Here is a 23,737-nt window from a genome sequence, read left to right as displayed (position 1 = left end):
GTTCGCGTGAAGAAAATGCGATAAAACAAAGGCATAGGGCATTTTCGCGATTCAGAGGAACGCGGAAATGCTCTCGGGAAGGGCTGCCTCCCCGCGGAAGCGGGGAGGCAGGAGGACGTCAGATGCCGGCGGGGGCCAGGAGCTGCTTCATCAGATCGTCGTTCCACTCGCCCTCGACCTTGAAGTGTCCGGCGGCGCCGAGCTCGAAGGCCTCGATCAGGTTGTGGTTGACGTAGGCGTAGATGCCCGGCTGCAGGAAGGTGTAGAGCGCAGCTCCGGCGCAGCCGCCGGGGATGAACCAGGTTTCCAGATCACGCTCCGGCGGGTTGCGGAACTTGCCGGTGGCCCAGACATAGTCGCCGTGGCCGCCGATCAGGTGCGGGCGGGTGTCGCGGTTGGCCTGCGAATGGACGATCAGCACGGTCTCGCCGACCTTGGCGGTCATGGCGTTCTTGCCGGTCAATCCGCCGACCCTGCCATTGAAGACGATATGGGTCGGAGTCAGCGTCCGCATCGCCTTCTGCACGTCCTCATGGGCCTCGCCGACGCTGGCATAGCGCTTGAATTTGCCGTTCTCGTCGCGCGGGACATAGAAGTCCTGCTCGCCGACGTAATAGACCTTGTCGTATTTCAGCGGCTTGCCCTGATGGTCCTTCAGCCCGTCGCGCGGCAGCACCATGATCGCGCCGTTCATGCCGGCGGTGACGTGCCAGGGCACCATGCCGGGAGGGGCGCAGTGGTAGACGAACACGCCCGGCCGGGTGGCCTTCCAGCGCAGCACGACCTTCTCGCCGGGGTTGACTTCGGTCAGCGCACCGCCGCCGAGCGCGCCTGTCGACGAATGGAAGTCGATGTTGTGCATCAGCTCATTCGTTTCGGCGTTGATCAGCGTGAGTTCGACATAGTCGCCCTCGTGCACGACCATCAGTGGGCCGGGGACCGTGCCGTTGAAAGTAAAGGCGAAGGTCTCGGTGCCGGCGTCGTCGAGGACGATCTTCTTCTCGCGGATCGTCATCTCGAACTCGACGACCTTCGGGCCGCCGGTCGCGATCTGCTCATGCGCCTGCACGAAAGGCGGATCGACCAGCTTCGCCTTGACGCGCGGCAGCTTCGCCACATCCGCGGCCGAGGCCTTGCTCATCACGGCCTGCGCCTGAGCCGGCGTAGAAGCAGCCTGGACGAGTGCCCCGGTGGCTGCTGCTCCCGCCAGAATGCTGCGGCGGGTCAGTTTGAGCTCTTCGCCCATGGCTTGTCTCCTTGCCCAATGACCGGAGATCTACCGGTCATGAGGACTTTAGGAGACTGGCGAAATCTCTCTTTGTTGCAGCACAACATCTTTGACGATAGCGCCATCCGCAATCATTCGGCGGCGACCATTGCAGGTTCCCAGGCCGGCTCGTAAGTGAGCGTCACCACGACATCCGTGACGCCTTCCACCGCTCCAGCCGCCATGGCGACAGCTTCCTTCAGGAAGCCGGCCAGCGGACAGCCGCGGGTCGTCGTGGTCATGGTGATGGCGATCGCTCCGTCCGGCGTCGCTCTGATCGCGTAGATCAGGCCGAGATCGACGACGCTGCGGCCCATTTCGGGATCGAGCACGTCACGCAGCGCGATCTCGACGAGGCGTTCCAGGTTGACGCTCATTAGTGAGCACTCCCGCCGCCGTGACGCACAAGCAGGCGATAGGCCGTGCCGGATGCGTCGAAATTGCCGGCCCATTCGTGCTGGCGTTTCGCCAGCTCCGGGAAGAGGAAGACCGGCTCGCGGGCCAGGAGCGCAAACAGAACATCGCCCGGCTGCAGGCCCTCGAGCGTCTCGAGGATGCGCACCATCGGCTCGGGTGGCTCGAGGTCGATGAGGTCCAGCTCCGCAGCCGGTTCGCCCCAGAAAAGAGCCGAAGGAGCGCTGCCGATGGCGAGGCCTTCACTCTCGTCCGGGGGCTGGACGGGGGAGAAGGTCACTTCCCAATCGCCGTTGCCGAGCGCTTGCTCGCTTGCTGCGAAGCCGCGATTGGCCATGACGGAGAACAGCGGCACCGGCCTGAACGGCGCGATGAGGCGAAGGGCCTGGCCGGGGACCAGTGCGCTGACGGCGTCCATGATCGCCTGGAACGGCTCCTCGCCGGCCCGCAGCATCGGTCTGACGTCAAGCTCGCGGGCTAGCGGCGTTTGGGTGGTCGACATGAGGTGGTCTCCTTTCGCCGATGCGTGCAAACAGCAGCCATGGGCGTTCATGCGCTGGCGGCCGGGCGTTGGCCTTGATCTCAGACAAGCGGCGCACGCGCACGAGCTCCGCGGCAACTCCGGCGGTCCCCACCAGGCAGGTCAGCATGGCCAAGCGGAAGCCGGAGGCCGCTCCGACAACCAGGGTGGCGGGTCCCAGCGTGGCGCCTGCAAAGTAGAGCGCGAACCACCAGCCGGTGCGCGGCAGCGCGACGAGGTCACCGACGCGCGGCGCCGGGCCGTGCCCGAGCCGGGGCGCATAGGTTTCGAGCCAGGTCATGAAGGAGACGATCTTCACGAGCTGGGCGAGCGTCAACCCACCGAGCCAGCCGAAGGCGAGAAGGAAGATCAGCGCCGCTACGACGCCCTCTTCGGCACCGGCAGCGACAGCAATCGGCGTGAGCGCGGTGCCGAGGCCGAGCGAGGCATAGGCCGGGACGCTGGCGAGCATGTTGATGTCGAGCGCCTTGCGCCGACGCGTGCGATAGAGGGCGAGGATGTCCCGGCCGTAGAACGCGCTCGCTATGGCGAGCCCGCCGAGCGCCGTCGCGACCCATCCGGTTCCCGGTTCGAAGCCGGCGCAGGGAGCGACCAACCCGGCAAAGGCGATCCCGAGCCCAAGGCCTGCACATACCAGCACTGGCCGCACGCGGCGGACGGGCGGTTCCGGCGACATCATGAACATGACGAAGAGCCGGTAGCTGACGCCGAAGGCGATGAGGCCCAGCCAGCCACCGAGGCCGAGCAAGGCATGAAAGGGCAGGCCGTCCGGCAGCACCGCGAGGTCGCCGAGCCAGACCCCGCGGCCGGACAGGATCGCGGCGAAGACCGCGCCGCTCAGCGCCGTGGCGGCGAGGCAGGCCAGACCAGCCAGGACGAAATATGCGAACAGCGTGACCGGCCGCGCGCTCAGCAGCGTCGCCACCAGCATCAGCCCGAGCAGGGCAAAGCCGGTCAGCAGACCGGCGGCTGCCAGCGGCAGCAAGTCCAGCGGCCCGTCGATCCAGCCGGCGAGCGTCGCGAAGCCGGCGCAAAGCAGGAGGAGACCGCCGATGAGCGCTAGGAGCGCGGGCAGGGCCAACTGCGGGAAGGCGAGAGGGCGGGAGACCAGGACCGGCACGAATTGCAGCAGTGCCCCCGCCATGGCGAGGCTGAGCCAGCCGATCACCACGATATGGACGAGGATGAGCGTCGCAGGGTCGCCCAGGCCAGCCGCCGGGTAGCCCAGGCCGGCGATGGCGAGGGCCTCGGCTGCGAGCAGGAAGGCGAGCGCGGCCGCGAAATAGCTCATCGTCCAGCGGGACAGCGATGCCATCGGCATGGCTGCGGTCTCCCGGTCAGGCGGCTTCAGTGGCCGCAGGTGCAGGAATGGCCTTCGTCATGGCCGCCGCAATCGGCGGCATGCTCTTGGGCCTCTTGGGCGCCGGCTTCGTTGCGGCCGATCTCGACCTGCCAGACATCCGGACCCGGCACGATATAGGCCCAGGAGTAAGCGCCGGGATAGCGAGCCTCGATCTGCCGCCGCAGCGGCGCGGGATCATGGTCGTTGACGATGCTGAAGGCTTCGCCCGGCGCCAGACGCTCCAGGATGCCGAAGATCGTAGCGTGGCGGACGACGGGCGGAATCGCGCGCACGTCCAGCGGTTCGAGGGGCAGGGTGGTCATGGTTTCCGGCTCCGTTGCGGCCCCGAATGCGGGGTGTCATTCAGCCTAGCCGGGTCGTGTCTGTGGCAATTTGTCGAGGCTCAAACAGTGCGCGCTTGGCCCGCGTCACTGTTCGAGGAAGAGGAAGGCGGCAATGGCGAGCGACATCAGCACGGCCGTCACGACGCCGCCCTTCTGCAGCACGCCCATGCGATAGAGCATCACGGCCATCGCGATGATGGCCGGCGTAGCGACGGCAAGACCCATCTGGGCGTCGGTCATGGTGTTCTCCTCGGAGCGTGCTGATTTTACATGGAGTCACGCCGTCATCCCGGGCTTGCCCTACGGCTGTCCGGTTCGTTTTGAGGACCGTCTCGGAAAGCACAATGGATCGAATGCTTTCCATAGAATTGCGACGGAGATGACAGGCGCGGGGAACCCCTCCCCCTTGTGGGGAGGGGCAGGGGTGGGGGGCGAACGACTGGGTTCAACGCTCACCAAGCGGAACTACCCCCATCCCCATACCCTTCCCCACAAGGGGGAAGGGAGGAGCCCGCCCCGGCACCCGCCAGCGCGACGCAAACCGGACAGCCGTGGGTCAAGCCCAGGATGACGGCGTGGTTCCATGTAAAATCAGCACGCTTTAGGCGGCCAGCGCGCGGTAGATCGCTGGCAGTGCCGCCGGCAGGCGGTCGAGCTTCGAGACCACGGCGTGGCCGTTGCGGCCGAAGAGATGCGGGATGTAGGCGCGGGACTCACGGTCGACCGTCACAGCGAAAACGCAGATGCCGCCGCGGCGCGCCTCGATCACCGCCATGCGTGTGTCCTCCATGGCGAAGCGGCCTTCGTAATGGTCGATGTCGTTGGGCTTGCCGTCGGTCAGGACAAGCAGCAGCTTGCGGCGATCCGGGCGGGCCTTGAGCCCGGCCGCGGCATGGCGGATCGCCGTGCCGATGCGGGTGTAGTAGCCGGGCCTGAGCGCGGCGATGCGCGCCTCGACTGCCGGCCCCATCGCCTCGTCGAAGCGCTTCAGCGTCTCGATCCGGACCCAGTCGCGGCGGCGCGAGGTGAAGGTCAGGATCTCGTGGCGGTCACCGCAGGCCGCCAGGCCATGGGCGAAGACGGTCAGCGCCTGCTTCTCGACATCGAGCACGCGCAGATCGTCGAACCAGGAATCGGTCGAGAGCGAGACGTCCATCAGCGTCGTCACGGCGAGATCATGCGCCTGCGGCCGTGACGCCAGATGGATGCGGTCGCTGCCGGCCCCCCCGGCGGCGAGATCGGCCTGCCGGCGCACGACCGCGTCGAGATCGAGATCAGGGCCGTCCACCTGGCCACGTTGCGGTTCGCGCAGGGGGCGCAGCGCCTCGAACTGACGGCGGACCTGGCGCACCAGCGCGCGCGTCGCAGCGTCCTGTGCGGGCGGCTCCAGCTCCTGCCGGGCCGTCGCGGCGAGCACCCGGCAGTGATCCTCGCGATAGGAGGCGCTGCGGAAATCCCATTCCGGGTAGGTCAGCGCGCCGGCGAGGGCGGCATCGTCGATCGCCTCCGGCGGCAGATCGAGATCGAAGCGGAAGCGCGAGGCCGGCCGGCCCTTGCACTCGCTCAGCACCATGTCATCGAGCTCGTCCGCCGCTTCCGGATCATGTTCCTCGCTGTCGTCGGACGGTCGATCGACCGCGACCATCTCCGACATCGCCAGGATCTTCTCGAAGCGGTTGAGGATGAACGGGCTGCGCTCGCGCCATTCCTGCGCCGTCTCGTCGCGGCTGGCGGCATAGGTCTTCATCTGCTCCTCGGCGCGGGTCGAGGCCGGCGGTGGCTGGTCCTCGTCGCGCCGGCGGGTACGGGCGGGCGCGGCCGCGCTCGCCAGCGGCCAGAGAGGCACCCCAAGTGCCGGCAGATAGCCGGCCGGCGCCTTCGCCGGCCAGCTCCCCGGACCGAGGTCGATGTCTTCGCCACGCAATAGCGCACGGATCAAAGCTTCGATCCTCGCTTCGGTCGCCGGCAGACCTTCCCGCTGTCGGGTTGCGAGCATCATCGCAGCGAGGCGCCGATAGCTCGGGGCGAGGCCGGGGAAGGCCGTCAGGACCGTTTCCACCAGCCGGCTCGCCGCTGCGAGGAGGGCGATGTCACGGTGAAGCGGATCGTGTTCGGGCACCGGGGAGGGCGCCATCACGGCCATGCAGGCCGCGAGCCAGATATAGAGGTCGCGGTTCAGCCTGGGCTGGGGAAACAGCGCGATCTCGGCCGGAAGCTGCAGGCTGTCCGGGGTGCGCCGCGCCTGCGCCAGCCGCTCCTCGCCGAGGCCGACGCGCTGGCGCAGATTGAGCCGATGACCGGCAACGCGCTCGCGGGCCGGCACGATCCGGACACCGGGCTCGCCGCCGAAGCCGCGAAAGCAGACGGCGAGTGTCGGCGCCATGCTCGCGAGCGTTACCGCCGCCTGCGGATGATGCGGCAGGCTCGCGGTCCCGCCGACCAGCTTGTGCCAGAAACGTCCTACCGTCTCTTCCAGTTCGAGGAAGTCCAGCATCGCGCACCGCCTATCCCAGGACCGCGCGGGCGACCTCGACGAGCCCAGCCCGCACCTCCGGCTCGTCGGTCAGCGGCTCGATGATGGCGGCCATCACGGCCTCGGAGCGCGGCAGGCCCGCCGCGATCAAGCTCGCAGCATAGACGACGAGACGGGTCGAGACGCCTTCCTCGATGTCCTGCCCCTTCAGCGTGCGCAGGCGCCGGGCGAGATCGACCAGCGGCGCGACCGCGGCCTCGTCGAGCCCGCTTTCCCGCGCCACCACGGCGATCTCCTGCTCGCGCGGCAGGAAGTCGAAGCTGATCGAGACGAAGCGCTGACGGGTCGAGGGCTTCAGGTTCTTGAGCAGGTTCTGATAGCCGGGGTTGTAGGAGACCGCGATCATGAAGGAGGCGGGGGCGGCCAGCAGCTCGCCGGTGCGCTCCAGCGGCAGGATGCGCCGGTCGTCAGTGAGCGGGTGCAGCACCACCGCGACGTCCTTGCGGGCTTCGACGATCTCGTCGAGGTAGCACAGCCCGCCTTCGCGCACGGCCCGCGTCAGGGGCCCGTCGGTCCACACCGTCTCGCCGCCCTTGAGCAGATGACGACCGGTCAGGTCGGCGGCGGAAAGATCGTCGTGGCAGGCGACTGTGAACAGCGGCAGCCCGAGCTTTGCCGCCATATGGGCGACGAAGCGCGTCTTGCCCGAGCCGGTCGGCCCCTTGAGCAGCAGCGGCAGGCGCCGCTCCCAGGCCTTCTCGAACAGGAAGCGTTCATGGCCGGAGGCGGTATAGGCGGGGATGTCGAGCGCGTCATTGGCGGGAGCCGGGATAGGCGGGCGCGGGATCATGTTCATGATGGAAATCCTCGGGACAGGGAGACGGCCGCCCGCCGGCCCGCAAGGCCGGCGGGCTCAGGCATCATTCCGCCGGCTGGGCGAGCGCGGTCGGCTCAAGGCTGCGCTCGCGGCGGGGCACCAGCACGGCCCAGGCGAACATCAGCGCCGAGATCACCACCACCGTGCCGGAGCCGAGCCGGACCCAGTAGAACAGGGCGATCTGGTCCTGGACCTCCATGAAGGACTGGCCGAGGACGCGCTGGAGATGGACCTGAACCACGCCGGCGAAGGTCAGCGCGAAGGTCATCACCGACATCGCCGTGACCATCATCCAGAAGCTCGTGATCGAGAGCCACTGGTTGTAGGGCGCACGTCCCTTCAGCTCGGGGATGGCATAGGCCATCACCGCCAGATTCAGCATCACATAGGCCCCGAAGAAGGCGAGGTGGCCATGGGCGGCGGTGACCTGCGTGCCATGGGTGTAGTAGTTCACCGAGGACAGCGTGTGCAGGAAGCCCCAGACGCCGGCACCGAAGAAGGCCATCACCGAGCAGCCGATCGACCAGAGCAGCGCCGCCTTGTTGGGATGGTTGCGGCCCGCCTTCCAGGTCATGTGGAAGGTGAAGAGCACCATGGAGAAGAAGGGCGCGACCTCCAGCGTCGAGAACAGCGAGCCGATCCACTGCCAGTATCCGGGCGCGCCGATCCAGTAATAATGGTGGCCGGTGCCGAGGATGCCGGAGAAGAGGGCGAGGCCGACGATGACGTAGAGCCACTTCTCGACCACCTCGCGGTCGACGCCGTTGAGCTTGATCATCAGGAAGGCCAGAACCGAGGCCATGATCAGCTCCCAGACGCCCTCCACCCAGAGATGGATGACGTACCACCAGTACATCTTGTCCAGCGCCAGGTTGGCCGGGTTGTAGAAGGCGAAGAGGAAGAACACCGCCAGGAGCCACAGGCCCATCAGCAGGATGTTGGTGACGGTGGTCTTGCGGCCCTTCAGCGAGGTCATGGTGACGTTGAACAGGAACATCAGCACGACGATGACGATGCCGACCTTGATCGCGAAAGGCTGTTCGAGGAATTCGCGCCCCTCATGGATGCGGAAGAGATAGCCAACCACCGTGACGCCGGCGGCGATGAAGAAGATCCAGAACTGCGCCACGGCCAGTTTCGGGCTGTAGAGTTCGGTCTGCGCCTCTTCCGGCAGCAGGTAGTAGGTCGCGCCCATGAAGCCGAGCAGCAGCCAGACCACCAGCGCGTTGGTGTGGATCATCCGCACGATGTTGAAGGGCAGGATGACCGAAAGCGTATTGGGCAGGACATAGATCAGTCCCGCCACGACCCCGAAGGCGACCTGCGCGATGAACAGGGCGAGCGCTCCATAGAAATAGAGCATCGCGACGTTCTGGGTCTTGTATCTCGTCGTGTTGTAGCCTGGCATGGCTCTCTCCTGTCGCGACGTCTCAGCCGGCATCGTTGGGCGGCCAGTTCTGGGTCTTGATCCGGCTCGTCCATTCAAGGAAATCGGCCAGATCCTTGAGTTCCTGCTCGGTCAGATTGAATTGCGGCATCTGGCGCCGTCCCTCGATTCCGCTCGGCTGGGCCTGCATCCAGGCCTTGAGACTCTCCCGCGCGCCTGCCGGGTCCTTGTCGCCGCCATAGCGCTTCCAGACATTGCCGAGCTCGGGCGCGAAATAAGCGCCTTCGCCGAGAAGCGTGTGGCAGTTGATGCAGGAGTTGCGCTCCCAGACATGCTTGCCGCGGGCGACCGCGGGGGTCAGGGTCGACTCATCGGTGGACTTCGTCCGCATGAACCAGTGGCTGTGCGCGGTGAGCCCGACGAAGATGGCGAAGAAGAAGATCGATCCGCCGTAGAAGACATTTCGGGCTCCCGCCTTTGTCAGACGTTCGGCCATGCGTTCACCCTTCCGTTGCGAGGGTTTGCGGGGTGGCGCCGGCAAGGCCGGCTCGTGAAACCCCGCATGCGGACGGCAGGGGGCCAAGCGGTGATAGCGAGGCGATCCGCGGGCTTCTTTGCGTTTGGGCAAACAGCGATGAAGAGCTTCAGGGGAGCTCTTCGGCCGGCATCCTGGAGCCGGTCATTCCCCGCCAGCGCATCCGAACCCATTGGTGAGCGGGCACTCCTACCGGGGTTGGACACGGCTCGGCGGCGACCGGCCATCGAGGTTCCGCATCGCTAATAAAATAGCATTGACTAATTAATTAGCTGAGACTATTTGATTGGCCATGATAGCAACTGCCTCCATCGACGCCGTCATGCAGGCGCTCGCCGTTCCGACCCGGCGGGCGGTGTTCGAGCGGATTATCCGGTCCGGCGAGATCACCGTGGTCGAACTGACGCGGGGGAGCGGCGTGACCCAGGGCGCCATCTCCCAGCATCTGAAGTCGTTGAAGCAGGCGGGCCTGGTCGCCGAACGCCCCGAGGGCCGGAACGTCTATTACCGCGCCCGGCCCGAAGGCCTCGAGCCGCTGGCCGACTGGATGAGCCATTATGGCGCCTTCTGGCGCGACCGGTTCGCCGACCTCCGTGCCCTTCTCAAGGAGATCGATCCATGAACGACATTGCATCCGACATCAGGGACATCGTGGTCGAGGAGCTCTTTCCGCACGCGCCGGAGACGCTCTGGAAGACTTTGACCACCGGAGAGCTGATTGGCCGCTGGCTGATGGCGCCGACGGGATTCGAGCCGGTGAAGGGCAAGCACTTCACCTTCCAGACCAAGCCCGCCGGCGCGTGGGACGGCACCATTCATTGCCAGGTGCTGGAGGTTATCCCGAACGAGAGCCTCGTCTACAGCTGGAAAGGCGGGCACGAAGGGAACGCCGGCTACGGCTCGCTGCTGGAAACCGTCGTCACCTGGACGCTCTCCAGAACGGCGAACGGAACGCGCCTGCGCCTCGTCCATGCCGGCTTCGTCGTGCCGAGGAACCAGTCCGCTTTCGAGACCATGGGCAATGGCTGGAAGAAGGTCGTCCCGAGCATCGGCAGCATCGCCGGCGAGCAGGGCTGACCGGGCGCGAAGCCGGGCCTCCGGAGCGAATCCCCGATCGCCGCGACCTGCGCGATCCATCGATGCTTCATGACAGGAGAGAAGAATGAGCGACGCTTATACCGGCGGCTGCGCCTGCGGTGCGGTCCGCTACGAGATCTCTTGCGAGCCGATCTTCATGAACGACTGCCAGTGCCGCGACTGCCAGCAGACGAGCGGCACCGGGCATGGCTCCTATCTGACCTTCCCGTCACGCACGCAGGTGAAGCTAGCGGGTGAGGCGACGCATTGGGACATGGTTGCCGACAGCGGCAAGGTGAAGACGCGCGGCTTCTGCCCCGCCTGCGGATCGCCGGTCTACCTGACATTCGCGGCTATGCCCGATCTGTTCACCGTGCACGCCGCGAGCCTCGACGATCCGAGCCGGTACGCGCCGCGAGTGGTGACCTACGGCGTGCGCGGTCACGGCTGGGACTACGTCGATCCGGACCTGCCGACGTTCGAGACAATGCCGCCGGGGTGAGGGGGCGGATCACGCTGGCCACTGACAAGGAAAGGCGGGCCTACGACTAGACCACATCGCAACAAGTATGGCCGTCGCGCCCCGGCGCTGCCATCGATCCAAAGGGATTAGCCCATTTGTGTTCATTGTGGGCCCGGGCGTACCAGCCTAAAATTGTGATGGGCGCTGGGGTAACTCAGTGGGAGCATACCATGTCTCACCGCGTCCCATTTACCCCGGGTGATCTGACCGATCATCAATTGGGCACCGATGACATCCTCGCCGGCGATCCGAGCAACAATGTCTTGATCGGCGATGCCGGCGGCAGCCTGCTCGATTTCTCCAGGGGCGGCAACGACACGTTTACCGGGGGCGCCCCCTCCAACTACACCTTCTATGGTGACGCGGTTGGCAGCATGTTCGATCATGCTCAGGGCGGCGACGACTCTTTCAGGGGGGCGCTCAGCTCCACCAACACTGGTTACGGTGACGTGGGTGGCGACATGCTCGACCACAGCACCGGCGGCAACGACGTTTTCCGGGGCGGGGGCATCTCCATCAACACTTTTATCGGTGATGCGGGCGGCCGGATGTCCGACCAGGCTCAGGGCGGCGATGATCGTTTCCTGGGCTCCGCCCTATCCGAAAACACTTTCACCGGTGATGCGGGCGGCGATATGTCCGGCCATGCTCGGGGCGGCAACGACAGCTACTTCGGCGGCGGCTTCGCGTCGCACAACGTTTTCTACGGAGACAGCGGCGGCAGCATGTTCGACCATGCTCAAGGCGGCAATGACAGCTTCACCAGCGAGACCCTCCGGGACATTTCCAACACTTTCTACGGTGATGCGCGCGTCGACATGTCCGATTTTACCCAGGGCGGCAACGACGATTTCACCGGCGGCGCCCTCTCCAGCGACAACACTTTCTACGGTGACGCCGGGCGCAACATGTCCGGTCATGCTCAGGGCGGCGATGACAGCTTCACAGGCACGAGAGCCTTGTCCTCCTACACTTTCTACGGTGACGCGGGCGGCGACATCTCCGACTTTGCCAAGGGCGGCAACGATACGTTCACGGGCAGTTTCAACTCCCTCAATACTTTCTTCGGTGATGCGGGCGGCAACATGTCCGGCCATGCTCAGGGTGGCGATGACGTCGCGCTCCTTCCCGGCAATGGGGGATTCGCCGCGCAGTTCGTGAATCTGGCCTATGGCGACGCGCTGACGATGTCCGGCGATGCTATAGGCGGCAATGATCGCCTGTCGGGCGACACCGGTGCCGGGGATGTTCTCGACCAGTTCTACGGCGACGCGCAATCCATGTCCGGAGCGGCGAAAGCCGGCAACGATACGCTGACCGGCGGCAGCAACACCGGCGGCGGCACGGTGACCAACACTCTCTTCGGTGACGCAGCAGAGCTGTCGGGCTTCGCCAAGGGCGGCGATGACACCCTGATCGCCGGGACCGCTGCACCCGGATCCGCGGTCAGCAACGACATCTGGGGTGACGGACAACTGAGCGACCACGCTCAGGGCGGGGCCGATCTGTTCGTGTTCAAGGATGCTGGCTCGACGACGGTGGGGACGAATAACACCATCGAAGACTTCAGCCAGGACCAGCAGGACAAAATCGAGTTCAGCGGCGTGGCGGGCGTGCAATCCTTCGCCGATCTGACCATCGCGCAAAGTGGCGCCGACACCGTCATTACCGCAGGAGCGGATCAGGTTACTCTCCACAATTTCACGAACCCGCTGACAGCGAATGATTTTTTCTTCGTCTGAAAGCGGAAGCAGCTTGGCCGGTTGCCTATGCAGCGGAGCGCGGCCGGCCCGTTGCGGACGCTTCTGGTTCATGCGAAGCCGCGCCAATCTTGGAGCGAGCCAAGCAATGGGCTCGATGGGTCAAGCGTGACGCCGTCGCTCTTTGGATTGCAGCCCGATCCGCGGACGCCGTCGATCGCGAAAGTCGTTGCCGCCGCAGTCGCTGCCTACGCTCTCAGTCCAATCGACCTCATTCCGGATTTCATCCCGGTACTGGGTCATCTGGATGATCTGCTCATCGTGCCCGCCGGCATCGCTCTGGCTGTCCGCCTCATACCGGCTGGCCTCATGGGCGATTTTCGGAGGAAGGCTGACGAGCGCGCCGGGCGACCGCGTAGCGCAGTTGTGGCTACGGTCATCGTCCTCATCTGGTTGTTGAGCCTGGCTGCCTTGGGTTTTTGGGCTCTCCGGCATTTCCGCTAGCCTCCCATGCCGGACGCCATGAATGCCCGGCCCAGGCCGTTCTCGGCGCGATCGGTTTCCGGTTCGGCTCGCGCTCCCGCGCGCCGGTCGGCTCAGATCCTGCGGCGGGGGATCGCGCTCGCATAGGTGTTGAGCGAGAGCAGGTGCCGATCGGCGCGCTGCAGCGATTCCAGCGCCGTCGCACGGTCCTTGTTCGCCAGCAAGCCGCACAGCACTTCGGATACGGCCAAGGCGGGGGTCAGCGTGTGGAAGAAGCTCTGGCTCTCGGTTGAGCAGAGGATCGCATGATCGGCGATGCCGACGAGCGGCGAGACCTCGCTGTCCGTGATCGCCACGATGCCGAGCCCCTTCTCGCGGGCGAGTTGTGCGAGCTCGAGGCTGTGGCGAGCATAAGGATTGATCGAGATGGCGAGCAGCACATCCTCAGCGCCCGCCCGGATCAGCCCGTCGCCGACCGTATCGGCCGGCCCGTCGAGATGGATCGTCTTCTCGCCGAGCAGCGCCATCACATAGTGGAAATGCCAGGCGACCGAGTGGCAGGAGCGTAAGCCCAGCACATAGATCCGGCGCGCCTGTGCCAGCCGGTCCGCAGCAGCGGAGAGGCGCTCCAGCGAGGCCGGTTCCGACAGCCGCGCGATCTGCGCGGCCAGGCCCTGCAGCATCCGGCGCGAGAGCTGCGCTGCCGCCATGTCCTGCTCGCTCTCGCCGTGCTGCATGGCACGCGCCGCAAAACCGTCGGCGCGGAAGCGCAGCGCCTCGGCGTGATGGGCGCGGATGTCGTCATAGCCCGATAGGTCGAGGAACTTGGCGAGCCGCGTCATGGTCGAGGGCTGCACGCCGGCATTGCGCGACAATTCCCGCATCGAGACCAGCGCCACCTCCTGCGGGTGTTCGAGGATGTAACGCGCGGCCTGCTGCAATTGCGGCGACATGCCGTCGAAACGGCTGATGATGCGGTCGCGCAAAGGGTCGTTCTGCAACATTTGAATCGCGCCCTGCCTCTCTTTCCTGCCGACCATTCCCGCGCGCCCGGCGGATTTCAAACGGATTCTGCGGTTTCCCTCAGCCTTCAAGCCGCTTTCGATTGTTTTGTTTCGTTGCAACAGTATCGGACTCAATCGTTTCCTATTTGTATCATTTAAAACAAATGTTGCAATGCGGATAAAGCTGTGCGATGAGCGGCGCGCCGCGGCGGCCTGTCCGCGCCAGTCCGGGAAGCTGAGATGACCAGAATTCTCCACCGCTCCATCGGAGGCCGGCTGCCCGAGGCGGTCGCAGGGCAGGGTGTCTTTATTACCGACAAGGACGGGCGCAGCTATATCGATGGTTCGGGCGGCGCCGCCGTCTCCTGCCTCGGCCATGGCCACCCCGAGGTGCTGGCCGCGATGCGCGCGCAGATGGACCGCATCGCCTACGCGCACACCTCCTTCTTCACCACCGATGTCGCCGAAGAACTGGCCGAGCGCCTGGTCGGGCTGGCGCCCGAGGGCCTCGATTACGTCTATCTCGTCTCCGGCGGTTCGGAGGCTGTCGAGGCGGCCATGAAGATGGCGCGGCAGTATTTCGTCGAGATCGGCCAGCCGCAGCGCCGCCATTTCATTGCGCGCCGGCAGAGCTATCACGGCAACACGCTGGGCGCGCTGGCCGCCGGCGGCAATGCCTGGCGGCGGGCGCAGTTCCAGCCGATCCTGCCGCAGACCCACCATGTCTCGCCCTGCTACGCCTATCGCGACCAGAAGCTGGGTGAGACGTCGGAAGCCTACGCCGCCCGCCTCGCCGACGAGCTCGAGGCAAAGATTCTCGAGCTCGGAGCTGAGGAGGTCATCGCCTTCGTCGCCGAGCCGGTGGTGGGCGCGACGCTGGGCGCCGTGGGCCCAGTCGCGGACTATTTCGCCCGCATCCGCCGCATCTGCGACAAATATGGCGTGCTGCTGATCCTCGACGAGGTGATGTGCGGCATGGGTCGCACCGGCACGATGTTCGCCTGCGAGCAGGAGGGCATCGCGCCCGACCTCGTCACCATCGCCAAGGGGCTTGGCGGCGGGTACCAGCCGATCGGCGCGGTGCTGCTCTCGGACAAGATCTACCGCGCCTTCGCCGAAGGCTCGGGGCTCTTCCAGCACGGTCACACCTATATCTGCCACCCGATGGCGGCGGCTGCGGCGAACAAGGTCGTCGAGCTCATTTCCCAGCCTGAGATGCTGGCGAATGTCCGGCTGATGGGCGAGCGCCTGCAGGCCGGGCTCGATGCGCGCCTCGGCCAGTCGCCGCATGTCGGCGACATCCGCGGACGAGGGCTGTTCCGCGGCATCGAGATCGTTGCTGACAAGGAGAGCAAGGCGCCCTTCGATCCAGCGCTGAAGATGCATGCCCGGATCAAGAAGGAGGCGATGGCCCGCGGCCTGATGAGCTACCCGATGGGCGGCACCATCGACGGCCGGCTGGGCGACCATGTGCTGCTGGCGCCGCCCTACATCATCGGTCCCGAGGAGATCGACCAGATCGTCGAGCGGATCGGCGGCGCGATCGACGCGGCGGTCAAGGGCTGACGACCGCCATGATGCCCCGCATCGCCTTCGCCGGCTTCAATCTCGAATCGGTCACGGCCGTTCCGCAGATCGTGGAGCTGGCGGAATTCGAGCGCGTCTGCGTGCGCGGGGCGGAGCTGGTCGAACGGTTTCGCGGCACCAACACGGTTCCGGGTGGCTGCCTGAAGATCTGCGAGGCGGAAGGCGCGGAGTTCGTGCCGCTGTTCCACACGCTGCTCGGCGCGCTCGGCCCGGCTTCGGACGAGGCGGTTGCGCATTACACGCGCGAGATCGTCGAGGGCCTCGACAAGAGTGGCCCGCTCGACGGCGTGATCCTGTTCCTCCACGGTGCCTGCTGGGCGCCGGGCTTCGCGGATGTCGAGCGGCACGTCATCGATGCGGTACGCGCTGCCGCGCCGTCGCTGCCGATCGCCGTCGCGCTCGACTATCACGGCAACATCGACAGCGAGACCCTTCGCAGCGCGGATATCGCCGTCGCCTATCGTCATTCGCCGCATATCGACATGGGCGAGACCGGCGAGCGGGCGGCGCGGGCGCTGCTCAGGCTCCTGCGTGAAGGGCGCCGCCCAGGCCTCGCGGTGGCGCGCCCGAATGTCGTCATTCCCTCGATCATGTCGGCCACGGCGCTGGAGCCGCTCGCCTCGATCATCGCCGAGGCACGCGCCGCCGAGGCAGCAGGCGATTGCGACATCTCGATCATGGCCGGTTTCTCCTATGCCGACAGCGCCAATACCGGCATGTCGGTGATCTGCCTCGATTGGAACGGGCAGGGCGCCGCCGAGGCCAACGTCCAAGCTTTCTCGGCCTGGCTGCGCGGGTCGCGTCAAGCCATCGCGAGCGCCATTCCGATCCTGAGCGCCGAGGCGGCGCTTGCCGACATCGAGCGCAAGCCCGCCAACGGCCGCCCGATCGTGCTGCTCGAGCATGCCGACCGGATGAACGACTCGACCCATCTGCTGCGGGCGCTGCTCACGCGCGATGTCGGGCGAGTGAACGTACCCTTCCTGCTCGATCCCGAGACCGCCGCGCAGGCGCACGCTGCGGGAGAGGGGGCCGAAATCAAGGTCGCGCTCGCCGGCAAGACGGCTCCGGAGACCGGCGGCCCTGTCGAGGTCGTGGCGCAGGTTCTCTGGTCGGGGCCGAAATCCTTCACCGTTTCGGGACGCTACCAACGCGGTTCCTTCGTCGATCTCGGGCTGACGGCGCTCATCCAGATCGGCGCGATCCGCGTCTCCGTCGTCTCGCATTTCGCCTTCGCGGTCGATGGCGACCCCTTCTACATCTTCGGCGAGCGGCCGGAGGATTACGACGTCATCCTGCTGCGCTCGAAGACCCATTTCCGCGATTTCTACGAGCCCTTGGCCGACCGCATCCTCGTGGTCGACACGCCCGATCTCGGCCCTGCGGACGTGCGGCTGATCCCGTACCGGCAGCTCGACACGGCCAATGCCTATCCGTGGAGCGATGCTCCGGCCTGATACGAAAAGCCAATCAAACCAACCAGAAGCGAGGGGAAAATGACGTTTCGGTTCAAGACATTCGGGGCTGCCGCGCTGGTCGCGGGCTCCCTTCACGCGATGCCGGCTTTTGCCGAGACGACGCTCAATGTCGTCATGCAGGCGCCGCTCAGGACGCTCGATCCGATCCTGAGCACCGCCCAGATCGTGCGCACCCATGGCTTCATGGTGTTCGACACGCTGCTCGGCATGGACGCCAAGTACAACCCGCAGCCGCAAATGGCCGACTACAGCGTCTCGGCCGACAAGATGACCTACACCTTCACCCTGCGCGACGGGCTGAAGTGGCATGACGGCACGCCGGTTACGGCCGCGGATTGCGTCGCCTCGATCAAGCGCTGGGGCGAGAACGACGGCGCGGCCCGCACCATGATGGCCCATGTCGCCTCGATCGAGGCGACCTCCGACAAGGTGCTCGTCATCCGTCTCTCGAAGCCCTTCGGCCAGGTGCTTGAATTGCTGGCGAAACCCTCGCCGGTGCCGCCCTTCATGATGCCGAAGCGCCTCGCCGAGACGCCCGCCGGCAAGCAGGTCACCGAGATGGTCGGCTCCGGCCCGTTCCGCTTCGTGGCCGAGCAGTACCGGCCCGGCGACCAGGCCGTCTACGTCAAGAACAAGGACTACAAGCCGCGTTCCGAGCCGATGAGCTGGACCGCCGGCGGCAAGGTCGTGAATGTCGACAAGGTCGTCTGGAAGGCGATGCCGGACATGCAGACCTCGATCAACGCGCTGCAGTCCGGCGATGTCGACCTGATCGAGCAGGTGACGATCGACCTGCTGCCGCTGCTCAAGGCCAATGACGAGATCAAGACCGGCGCCATCAATGCGCTCGGCAGCCAGGTCACCGGCCGCGTCAACCATCGCCTGCCGCCCTTCGATAATCCGAAAATCCGCCAGGCGGCGATGTATGCGCTGGATCAGGGTGAGCTGATGCAGACCGCGATCGGCGACGGCCAGTATTACAAGCTCTGCGCCTCGGTCTATGGCTGCGACGTGCCGCTCGCCTCCGATGCCGGCGCGGAATACCTGAAGGGCAGCGCCAAGGAGCGCATGGCCAAGGCCAAGGAACTGCTTAAGGCCTCGGGTTATGACGGCACGCCGGTGCTGATGATGCAGCCGACGGATCTGACGATCCTCTCGACCCAGCCGATCGTCGCCGCCGAACGCCTGCGCGAAGCCGGCTTCAAGGTCGATGTCGCCGCGATGGACTGGGCCACGCTGCAATCGCGCAAGAACGGCTGGCAGCCGGTGGCGCAGGGCGGCTGGAACTTCTTCTTCACCTATTGGGGTGTGTCAGGCATCTGGAACCCGACCGTCCACGCGCTGCTCGACGCCTCGGGCTCGGACACCGCCTGGTCGGGCTGGCCGCGTAGCGCCCGCGTCGAGGAATTGCGCACCGCCTATCTCACCGCGCCGACGCTCGACGAGCAGAAGAAGATCGCCAAGGAGATCCAGCAGATCGCCTATGACGAAGGCTTCTACTTCAATGCCGGTGAGTTCCAGTCCGTCGCCGCGTGGCGGGCCAATCTGAAGAACCTCCAGCCCGGCCCCCTCACCCTGTTCTGGGGCGTGAGCAAATAACTCGCGTCTCGGGCGGCGGCCCCGCCGTCGCCCGTTTCCCCGCAGGCCTTGTTTTCGGCACCGGCATCCTGGCCGGTGCCATGCGCGCGGAGCACTCCATGGCTTCCTATTTCCTGCGCAGGCTGGCGATGGCGATCCCCGTCATGTTCTTCGTGGCGCTGTTCGTCTTCCTGCTGCTGCGCCTGACCCCGGGCGACCCGGCTCAGGCCATCGCCGGCGACCAGGCGACACCGGCCCAGCTCGCCGCCATCCGCGAGAATCTCGGCCTCGACAAGCCGCTCGCCAGCCAGTTCATCGCCTGGATCGGCGGCATGGCGGGCGGCGATTTCGGTCACTCTCTGATCTCGCAGCGGTCGGTGCTGGAGATGATCGGCCAGCGCATCGGGCCGACGCTGGCGCTCGCGGTCATGGCGATGATCTTCACCATCGTCATTTCGCTGCCGCTCGGCGTGCTCGCGGCCTGGCGCCATGGCGGACTGGTCGACCGCTTCGTCATGGCGCTGTCGGTCGTCGGCTTCTCGGTGCCGATCTTCGTGATCGGCTATGTGCTGATCGCGGTCTTCGCCGTCGATCTGAAATGGTTCCCGGTGCAGGGCTACAAGCCGCTCGCCGAGGGTTTCGGGCCGTTCCTCCACCGCATCCTGCTGCCGGGGCTGGCGCTCTCCTCCTTCTACATCGCGCTGGTCTCGCGCATGACGCGCGCCTCGATGCTGGAGGTGCTGCGCGAGGATTATGTCCGCACGGCACGCGCCAAGGGGCTGGGCGAGCGCATCGTCCTGTTCCGCCACGCGCTGCGCAACGCCGCGATCCCGATCCTCACGGTGGTCGGCACGGGCTTCGCGATGATGATTTCCGGCGTCGTCGTCACCGAGACGGTCTTCAATATTCCTGGTCTCGGCCGGCTGGTCGTCGATGGCGTGCTGGCGCGCGACTACCCGCTGATCCAGGCGATCATCCTGCTGACGGCCGGCACCTATGTGCTGATCAACCTGCTGATCGACCTCTCCTATGCCCTGACCGACCCGAGGATCCGCTACCAATGAGCGCTTCATCGAACCCCGTGCAGGGCGCGCTGCCCCGGCGCCGCCTGCTGCGAAACCCGCCGCACTGGACGACGGTGCTCGCCGTCGTCGTCCTCATCGCCATCGTCGCGATGGCGGTCTTCGCGCCGCTGCTCGCCAATTTCGAGCCGACCAAGCTCAACGCGGCCATGCGGCTGAAGCCCGCTTCCAACACCTATTGGCTGGGCACAGACAGTTTCGGCCGCGACCTCTATTCGCGCGTGGTCTATGGCGCGCGGGTCTCGCTGCTGGTGGGCGCCGGCGTCGCCACTGGCGCGATCCTGATCGGGCTGCCGCTTGGCCTGCTCGCCGGCTGGTATCGCGGCATCGATGCCGTGCTGATGCGGATGATGGACGGGCTGATGGCGATCCCCGGCATCCTGCTCGCCATCGCCATCGTCGCACTGACCCGTGGCGGGCTCGTCACCGTCATCTTCGCCATCATGATCCCGGCGATCCCGCAGGTGGTGCGCCTCGTCCGGGCGCGCGTGATCGCGGCCCGCGAGGAGACCTATGTCGACGCCGCGATGCTGCTCGGCACGCCCCCGGCCAAGCTGATCTGGAAGCACCTGCTGCCGACGACGATCGCGCCGCTGATCGTGCAGGGCACTTACATGTACGCCTCCGCCATCCTGACCGAGGCTGCGCTGTCCTTTCTGGGCGTCGGCATCGGCACGGAAATCCCGAGCTGGGGCAACATCATGGCCGAGGGCCGGCTCTATTTCGCGATCAATCACTGGCTGGTGTTCTGGCCGGCGATCGTGCTGTCGCTGTGCATCCTGTCGATCAACCTGCTCGGCGACGCGCTGCGCGACCGGCTCGATCCGAAGATGCAGGGGAGGAGCCCGTGACGCAGATGACCTCTCCGACCCGGCCGGTGCTCTCGATCCGCGACCTCAAGGTCGCGACGCGCGGGCGTGAGCCTTCCGAAATCCTGAAGGGCATCAGTTTCGACATCCAGCCGGGCGAGACGCTCTGCCTCGTCGGCGAATCCGGTTCCGGCAAGTCGGTGACGTCGCTGGTCGCGATGGACCTCTTGCCGCGCGACGAGTTGCGGGCCACGGGCGGCACGGTGCTGCTCAACGGCGAGGATATCCTCACTGCGACGCCCTCTCGCACCAAGGCGCTGCGCGGCGCCGAGATGGCGATGATCTTCCAGGAGCCGATGACGGCGCTGAACCCGGTGCTGACCATCGGGCTGCAGATGGACGAGGTCTATTGGGCGCACACCCAGATGCGGCCGAAGGAGCGTCGCGAAGCCGCGCTCGCCGCCTTCGCCGCGGTGCATCTGCCTGATCCGGCGCGGATCTACGACAGCTACCCGCACCAGCTCTCCGGCGGCCAGCGCCAGCGCGTGATGATCGCGATGGCGCTGGCCCTCAAGCCGAAGCTCCTGATCGCCGACGAGCCGACCACCGCGCTCGACGTCACCACGCAGAAGCAGATCCTCAGCCTGATCCGCGAATTGCAGGAGAAGCAGAACACCGCTGTCCTGTTCATCACCCATGATATGGGCGTGGTCGTCGACATCGCTGACCGCGTCTGCGTGATGCGTCGGGGCGAGATCGTCGAGACCGGCCCGGTCGAGCAGGTGCTGAGCCAGCCGCGCGAAGAGTACACGCGCAGCCTGCTGCAGGCCGTGCCGTCGCTGGTGCCGCGGGCACCGCGCACCCCGGCGAAGGAGCCGGAAGCCGTCGTCGAGATCCGCAATCTCGAAAAGACCTTCAGCTTGGGCTCGCTGCTCGGGAAGCTGATGGGACGGGACATCCGCACCGTGCGCGCCGTGAACGATGTCAGCTTCAAGCTGGAACGCGGGCGCACGCTCGGCATCGTCGGTGAGAGCGGCTCGGGCAAATCGACGGTGGCGCGCTGTCTGCTCCGGCTGGAGCATCCGACCGGCGGCGAAATCCGGGTCAACGGCCAGGACATCGCCCCGCTCCAGGGCCAGGCGGCGCTGGCGCCGGCGCGGCGGCGCGTGCAGATGGTCTTCCAGGACCCGAACCGCTCGCTCAATCCGCGCCTGCGCATCGGCGAGAGCCTGATCGAGGGGCCGCTCAATCTCGGCGAGGATCGCTCCTCGGCGTTGAAGCGCGCGGGCGAGCTGATCGAGGTGGTCGGCCTGCCGCGCACCAGTCTCGAGCGTTTCCCGCACCAGTTCTCCGGCGGCCAGCGTCAGCGCATCGCGATTGCGCGCGCTTTGATGATGGAGCCCGAGGTCATCGTCGCGGACGAGGCCGTCTCGGCGCTCGACGTCTCGGTGCAGGCGCAGGTGCTCGCGCTGCTGGCCGAGATCCAGGAGCGGCGCAATCTCGCGGTGCTGTTCATCACCCACGACCTGCGCGTCGCCGCCCAGATCTGCGACGAGGTGATGGTGATGCAGCGCGGCCGCGTCGTCGAGGACGGGCCGGCGGCCGAGGTGTTGGCCAGCCCGCGTCACGACTATACACGCGCCTTGATCAACGCAGCGCCGGGGCGGGATTGGGATTTCGCCGCTGGCCGCCGCATCGCCGGAGCCGACGCATGATTTCCGCCAGCCTCGTCCAGCTCGACGTCCAGTCCCTGGCGCCGGCTGAGAATTTTCGGCGCATCCATGAGTTCGTCGCCGCCGAGGCGGCGCAGGGCGCACAGCTCATCCTGTTCCCGGAGCTGGCGAACACCGGCTATGTCGAGCCGCTGGTGCCGGGCGGGCCGATGGTCAGCGACGTGCCGCATTTCGGCGCGGCGCTGTATGAGGCCTGTGCTGCGCCGGATGGCGAGGAGATCAGGGCGCTCGTCGCGCTGGCGGCGCGGCACCGTGTGCATCTGGTGATCGGGCTCGGCCTGCGCGATCGCTTGCGCGCCGGCGTCATGCGCAACGCCTCGCTGCTGATCGGACCCGAGGGCCTGCTGGGCGACTACACCAAGGTCCATCAGTGGCAGAACGAGAAGCTGTTCTTCACCGGCGGTGACAGCATCGACACTTATCCCGCCTTCGGTACGCGGCTCGGCATGCAGGTCTGCTACGACATCCGCTTTCCGGAGATCACCCGCATCCTTGCCTTGCAGGGCGCGAGCATCGTCACCTCGGTCTGGGCCTCCTTTGGCGCCGAGACCGCGCCGGTGAAGGATGAGGCGCTGTTCATCCACCGCGCCTATACGCGGGCGACCGAGAACGGCGTCTTCTTCCTGAGCTGCAACCGCAGCGGCAGCCGCGGCGGGCAGCGCTTCTTCGGCCGCTCCTGCGCGGTGGCGCCGGATGGCCGCGTGCTCGGCGCGCTCGACCATGATCGCGAGGACGTGCTGCGGGTCGAGATCGACCTTGCCGAGGTCGCGCGCTATCGCAGCTTCACCGGCATCTGGGCTGATCGGGCCCCTGCGCTCTACGCCAAGTATCTCACGCCCTGAGTTCCGCGAGACATCCGATGACGACCTCTCCTTGCCCGCCGATCAGCGATGCCGACTGGCCCGAAGCCATCGCCGAGATGAAGACCAGCTTCGCTGGCGCGCTCAATGTGTACCGGACGATGGCGCATCATCCGGCGCTGCTGAAGGCCTGGGCGCCGCTGCGCCAGCATGTCGTCAAGGACAGCGCGCTCGGGCCGGTACGCTCGGAGGTGGTGATCCTACGCGCGGCCCATCGCATGGGCTCGCCCTATGAGTGGGCGCACCATGTCAGCCGGGCGCGGGTTCTGGGCATGAGCGACGCGCGTATCGCCGCGCTGCGTGGCATGCCAGAGGGCGAGGATGGGCTGATCGCGCGGGCGGTGGACGCGCTCTTCGACGACCGGCGTCTCTCGCCCGCGCTGGAGACCGAACTCGCTGCCGCGCTGGGGCGCGAGGCTGTCTTCGACCTGATCGCGACCGTCGGCTTCTACTCGATCCTCGGCTACATCCTGATGACCTACGATACGCCGATCGACGCGGCCGTTGCCGCGGAGATGACCGAGCGCCCGCTGGCAGGGGAATAGCGGCACCAGCGAGCGCGATCTGCCGGGGTGCAGTCGTGGACGGGCGACCGAGGGCGGCGCAGACTGTCACAAGGCGGTCATGGGCTGGGCGGTACTCC

Annotated in this window: 23 protein-coding genes and 1 pseudogene; 13 read left to right on the top strand and 11 right to left on the bottom strand. The window is 66.4% G+C overall.

Annotation, left to right across the window (positions count from 1 at the left end):
* Positions 1–118: 118 nt before the first annotated feature.
* The 10 genes from nirK to FQV39_RS06875 form a co-directional block, all read right to left on the bottom strand.
* Positions 119–1,246, bottom strand: a complete 1,128-nt coding sequence (gene nirK, locus FQV39_RS06915; RefSeq protein WP_149129621.1) for a copper-containing nitrite reductase — start codon at positions 1,244–1,246, stop codon at positions 119–121.
* A gap of 113 nt (positions 1,247–1,359) precedes the next feature.
* Positions 1,360–1,644 carry a metal-sulfur cluster assembly factor gene (locus FQV39_RS06910; RefSeq protein WP_149129620.1) on the bottom strand — a complete coding sequence of 95 codons (285 nt, stop codon included), beginning with the start codon at positions 1,642–1,644 and terminating at the stop codon, positions 1,360–1,362.
* Positions 1,644–2,183, bottom strand: coding sequence for a DUF2249 domain-containing protein (locus tag FQV39_RS06905; protein WP_149129619.1), 540 nt, complete (start codon positions 2,181–2,183; stop codon positions 1,644–1,646). The genes FQV39_RS06910 and FQV39_RS06905 overlap by 1 nt, the downstream gene beginning before the upstream one ends.
* On the bottom strand, positions 2,146–3,543 hold the full coding sequence (locus FQV39_RS06900; RefSeq protein WP_149129618.1) for a hypothetical protein: 1,398 nt from the start codon (positions 3,541–3,543) through the stop codon (positions 2,146–2,148). The genes FQV39_RS06905 and FQV39_RS06900 overlap by 38 nt, the downstream gene beginning before the upstream one ends.
* Before the next feature lie 26 nt (positions 3,544–3,569).
* Positions 3,570–3,887, bottom strand: a complete 318-nt coding sequence (locus tag FQV39_RS06895) for a DUF2249 domain-containing protein (RefSeq protein WP_149129617.1) — start codon at positions 3,885–3,887, stop codon at positions 3,570–3,572.
* 105 nt (positions 3,888–3,992) lie between these two features.
* A complete protein-coding gene (locus tag FQV39_RS33055) occupies positions 3,993–4,148 on the bottom strand; it encodes a hypothetical protein (RefSeq protein WP_187640190.1) in 156 nt (51 codons plus the stop codon).
* A 361-nt stretch (positions 4,149–4,509) separates the two neighbouring features.
* Complete coding sequence (locus FQV39_RS06890; RefSeq protein WP_149129616.1) at positions 4,510–6,402, bottom strand: nitric oxide reductase activation protein NorD; 1,893 nt, start codon at positions 6,400–6,402, stop codon at positions 4,510–4,512.
* Positions 6,403–6,412: 10 nt separating this feature from the next.
* On the bottom strand, positions 6,413–7,237 hold the full coding sequence (locus tag FQV39_RS06885) for a CbbQ/NirQ/NorQ/GpvN family protein (RefSeq protein ID WP_149129615.1): 825 nt from the start codon (positions 7,235–7,237) through the stop codon (positions 6,413–6,415).
* Positions 7,238–7,301: 64 nt separating this feature from the next.
* Positions 7,302–8,666 (bottom strand): cbb3-type cytochrome c oxidase subunit I, encoded by a 1,365-nt coding sequence (locus tag FQV39_RS06880; RefSeq protein WP_149129614.1) that lies wholly within the window; start codon positions 8,664–8,666, stop codon positions 7,302–7,304.
* Positions 8,667–8,688: 22 nt separating this feature from the next.
* Positions 8,689–9,141 (bottom strand): c-type cytochrome, encoded by a 453-nt coding sequence (locus tag FQV39_RS06875; RefSeq protein ID WP_149129613.1) that lies wholly within the window; start codon positions 9,139–9,141, stop codon positions 8,689–8,691.
* 331 nt (positions 9,142–9,472) lie between these two features.
* Between FQV39_RS06875 and FQV39_RS06870 the strand changes: the two genes are divergently transcribed.
* The 5 genes and pseudogenes from FQV39_RS06870 (at position 9,473) to FQV39_RS06850 (ending at position 12,984) form a co-directional block, all read left to right on the top strand.
* On the top strand, positions 9,473–9,802 hold the full coding sequence (locus tag FQV39_RS06870) for an ArsR/SmtB family transcription factor (RefSeq protein ID WP_149129612.1): 330 nt from the start codon (positions 9,473–9,475) through the stop codon (positions 9,800–9,802).
* Positions 9,799–10,257 carry an SRPBCC family protein gene (locus tag FQV39_RS06865; RefSeq protein WP_149129611.1) on the top strand — a complete coding sequence of 153 codons (459 nt, stop codon included), beginning with the start codon at positions 9,799–9,801 and terminating at the stop codon, positions 10,255–10,257. Before FQV39_RS06870 ends, FQV39_RS06865 begins: the two co-directional genes overlap by 4 nt.
* Before the next feature lie 85 nt (positions 10,258–10,342).
* The gene (locus FQV39_RS06860; protein ID WP_149129610.1) at positions 10,343–10,759 is read left to right on the top strand and encodes a GFA family protein; all 417 of its coding nucleotides are present in this window, start codon (positions 10,343–10,345) and stop codon (positions 10,757–10,759) included.
* Between the two features lie 191 nt (positions 10,760–10,950).
* Positions 10,951–12,522 carry a hypothetical protein gene (locus tag FQV39_RS06855; RefSeq protein WP_149129609.1) on the top strand — a complete coding sequence of 524 codons (1,572 nt, stop codon included), beginning with the start codon at positions 10,951–10,953 and terminating at the stop codon, positions 12,520–12,522.
* An 86-nt stretch (positions 12,523–12,608) separates the two neighbouring features.
* Positions 12,609–12,984 (top strand): annotated as a pseudogene (locus FQV39_RS06850) (YkvA family protein).
* Positions 12,985–13,076: 92 nt separating this feature from the next.
* Here FQV39_RS06850 and FQV39_RS06845 read toward each other — a convergent pair.
* Complete coding sequence (locus FQV39_RS06845) at positions 13,077–13,967, bottom strand: MurR/RpiR family transcriptional regulator (protein WP_149129608.1); 891 nt, start codon at positions 13,965–13,967, stop codon at positions 13,077–13,079.
* 240 nt (positions 13,968–14,207) lie between these two features.
* On the opposite strand from FQV39_RS06845, the gene FQV39_RS06840 reads away from it, so the two are divergent.
* The 8 genes from FQV39_RS06840 to FQV39_RS06805 all read left to right on the top strand — a co-directional run bounded on the left by FQV39_RS06840 (position 14,208) and on the right by FQV39_RS06805 (position 23,639).
* The gene (locus tag FQV39_RS06840) at positions 14,208–15,533 is read left to right on the top strand and encodes an aspartate aminotransferase family protein (protein ID WP_149129607.1); all 1,326 of its coding nucleotides are present in this window, start codon (positions 14,208–14,210) and stop codon (positions 15,531–15,533) included.
* Between the two features lie 8 nt (positions 15,534–15,541).
* The gene (locus FQV39_RS06835) at positions 15,542–17,011 is read left to right on the top strand and encodes a M81 family metallopeptidase (RefSeq protein WP_149129606.1); all 1,470 of its coding nucleotides are present in this window, start codon (positions 15,542–15,544) and stop codon (positions 17,009–17,011) included.
* A gap of 39 nt (positions 17,012–17,050) precedes the next feature.
* The gene (locus FQV39_RS06830) at positions 17,051–18,631 is read left to right on the top strand and encodes an ABC transporter substrate-binding protein (protein WP_149129605.1); all 1,581 of its coding nucleotides are present in this window, start codon (positions 17,051–17,053) and stop codon (positions 18,629–18,631) included.
* Between the two features lie 98 nt (positions 18,632–18,729).
* A complete protein-coding gene (locus tag FQV39_RS06825; protein ID WP_149129604.1) occupies positions 18,730–19,674 on the top strand; it encodes an ABC transporter permease in 945 nt (314 codons plus the stop codon).
* Positions 19,671–20,543 carry an ABC transporter permease gene (locus FQV39_RS06820; protein ID WP_149129603.1) on the top strand — a complete coding sequence of 291 codons (873 nt, stop codon included), beginning with the start codon at positions 19,671–19,673 and terminating at the stop codon, positions 20,541–20,543. The genes FQV39_RS06825 and FQV39_RS06820 overlap by 4 nt, the downstream gene beginning before the upstream one ends.
* Before the next feature lie 5 nt (positions 20,544–20,548).
* Entirely contained in the window at positions 20,549–22,216 is a 1,668-nt protein-coding gene (locus FQV39_RS06815; RefSeq protein ID WP_149133706.1) for an ABC transporter ATP-binding protein, read from the top strand.
* Positions 22,213–23,076 (top strand): carbon-nitrogen hydrolase family protein, encoded by an 864-nt coding sequence (locus FQV39_RS06810; RefSeq protein WP_149129602.1) that lies wholly within the window; start codon positions 22,213–22,215, stop codon positions 23,074–23,076. The genes FQV39_RS06815 and FQV39_RS06810 overlap by 4 nt, the downstream gene beginning before the upstream one ends.
* Before the next feature lie 17 nt (positions 23,077–23,093).
* Entirely contained in the window at positions 23,094–23,639 is a 546-nt protein-coding gene (locus tag FQV39_RS06805) for a carboxymuconolactone decarboxylase family protein (RefSeq protein ID WP_149129601.1), read from the top strand.
* Positions 23,640–23,737 lie beyond the last annotated feature (98 nt).

The organism is Bosea sp. F3-2 (assembly GCF_008253865.1).
GTDB lineage: Bacteria > Pseudomonadota > Alphaproteobacteria > Rhizobiales > Beijerinckiaceae > Allobosea.
The sequence above is the reverse complement of the archived record's forward strand: the minus strand, read 5'-3'. Positions and strand labels throughout refer to the sequence as shown.

Excerpts from the sequence above, each read along its gene's own strand:
- FQV39_RS06875 (WP_149129613.1), bottom strand. The coding sequence starts at position 9,141 with ATGGCCGAACGTCTGACAAAGGCGGGAGCCCGAAATGTCTTCTACGGC.
- FQV39_RS06880 (WP_149129614.1), bottom strand. The coding sequence starts at position 8,666 with ATGCCAGGCTACAACACGACGAGATACAAGACCCAGAACGTCGCGATG.
- FQV39_RS06870 (WP_149129612.1), top strand. The coding sequence starts at position 9,473 with ATGATAGCAACTGCCTCCATCGACGCCGTCATGCAGGCGCTCGCCGTT.
- FQV39_RS06900 (WP_149129618.1), bottom strand. The coding sequence starts at position 3,543 with ATGCCGATGGCATCGCTGTCCCGCTGGACGATGAGCTATTTCGCGGCC.
- FQV39_RS06835 (WP_149129606.1), top strand. The coding sequence starts at position 15,542 with ATGATGCCCCGCATCGCCTTCGCCGGCTTCAATCTCGAATCGGTCACG.
- nirK (WP_149129621.1), bottom strand. The coding sequence starts at position 1,246 with ATGGGCGAAGAGCTCAAACTGACCCGCCGCAGCATTCTGGCGGGAGCA.
- FQV39_RS06830 (WP_149129605.1), top strand. The coding sequence starts at position 17,051 with ATGACGTTTCGGTTCAAGACATTCGGGGCTGCCGCGCTGGTCGCGGGC.
- FQV39_RS06895 (WP_149129617.1), bottom strand. The coding sequence starts at position 3,887 with ATGACCACCCTGCCCCTCGAACCGCTGGACGTGCGCGCGATTCCGCCC.
- FQV39_RS06840 (WP_149129607.1), top strand. The coding sequence starts at position 14,208 with ATGACCAGAATTCTCCACCGCTCCATCGGAGGCCGGCTGCCCGAGGCG.
- FQV39_RS06820 (WP_149129603.1), top strand. The coding sequence starts at position 19,671 with ATGAGCGCTTCATCGAACCCCGTGCAGGGCGCGCTGCCCCGGCGCCGC.
- FQV39_RS06885 (WP_149129615.1), bottom strand. The coding sequence starts at position 7,237 with ATGAACATGATCCCGCGCCCGCCTATCCCGGCTCCCGCCAATGACGCG.
- FQV39_RS06890 (WP_149129616.1), bottom strand. The coding sequence starts at position 6,402 with ATGCTGGACTTCCTCGAACTGGAAGAGACGGTAGGACGTTTCTGGCAC.
- FQV39_RS06845 (WP_149129608.1), bottom strand. The coding sequence starts at position 13,967 with ATGTTGCAGAACGACCCTTTGCGCGACCGCATCATCAGCCGTTTCGAC.
- FQV39_RS06825 (WP_149129604.1), top strand. The coding sequence starts at position 18,730 with ATGGCTTCCTATTTCCTGCGCAGGCTGGCGATGGCGATCCCCGTCATG.
- FQV39_RS33055 (WP_187640190.1), bottom strand. The coding sequence starts at position 4,148 with ATGACCGACGCCCAGATGGGTCTTGCCGTCGCTACGCCGGCCATCATC.
- FQV39_RS06865 (WP_149129611.1), top strand. The coding sequence starts at position 9,799 with ATGAACGACATTGCATCCGACATCAGGGACATCGTGGTCGAGGAGCTC.
- FQV39_RS06810 (WP_149129602.1), top strand. The coding sequence starts at position 22,213 with ATGATTTCCGCCAGCCTCGTCCAGCTCGACGTCCAGTCCCTGGCGCCG.
- FQV39_RS06910 (WP_149129620.1), bottom strand. The coding sequence starts at position 1,644 with ATGAGCGTCAACCTGGAACGCCTCGTCGAGATCGCGCTGCGTGACGTG.
- FQV39_RS06815 (WP_149133706.1), top strand. The coding sequence starts at position 20,549 with ATGACCTCTCCGACCCGGCCGGTGCTCTCGATCCGCGACCTCAAGGTC.
- FQV39_RS06855 (WP_149129609.1), top strand. The coding sequence starts at position 10,951 with ATGTCTCACCGCGTCCCATTTACCCCGGGTGATCTGACCGATCATCAA.
- FQV39_RS06860 (WP_149129610.1), top strand. The coding sequence starts at position 10,343 with ATGAGCGACGCTTATACCGGCGGCTGCGCCTGCGGTGCGGTCCGCTAC.
- FQV39_RS06905 (WP_149129619.1), bottom strand. The coding sequence starts at position 2,183 with ATGTCGACCACCCAAACGCCGCTAGCCCGCGAGCTTGACGTCAGACCG.
- FQV39_RS06805 (WP_149129601.1), top strand. The coding sequence starts at position 23,094 with ATGACGACCTCTCCTTGCCCGCCGATCAGCGATGCCGACTGGCCCGAA.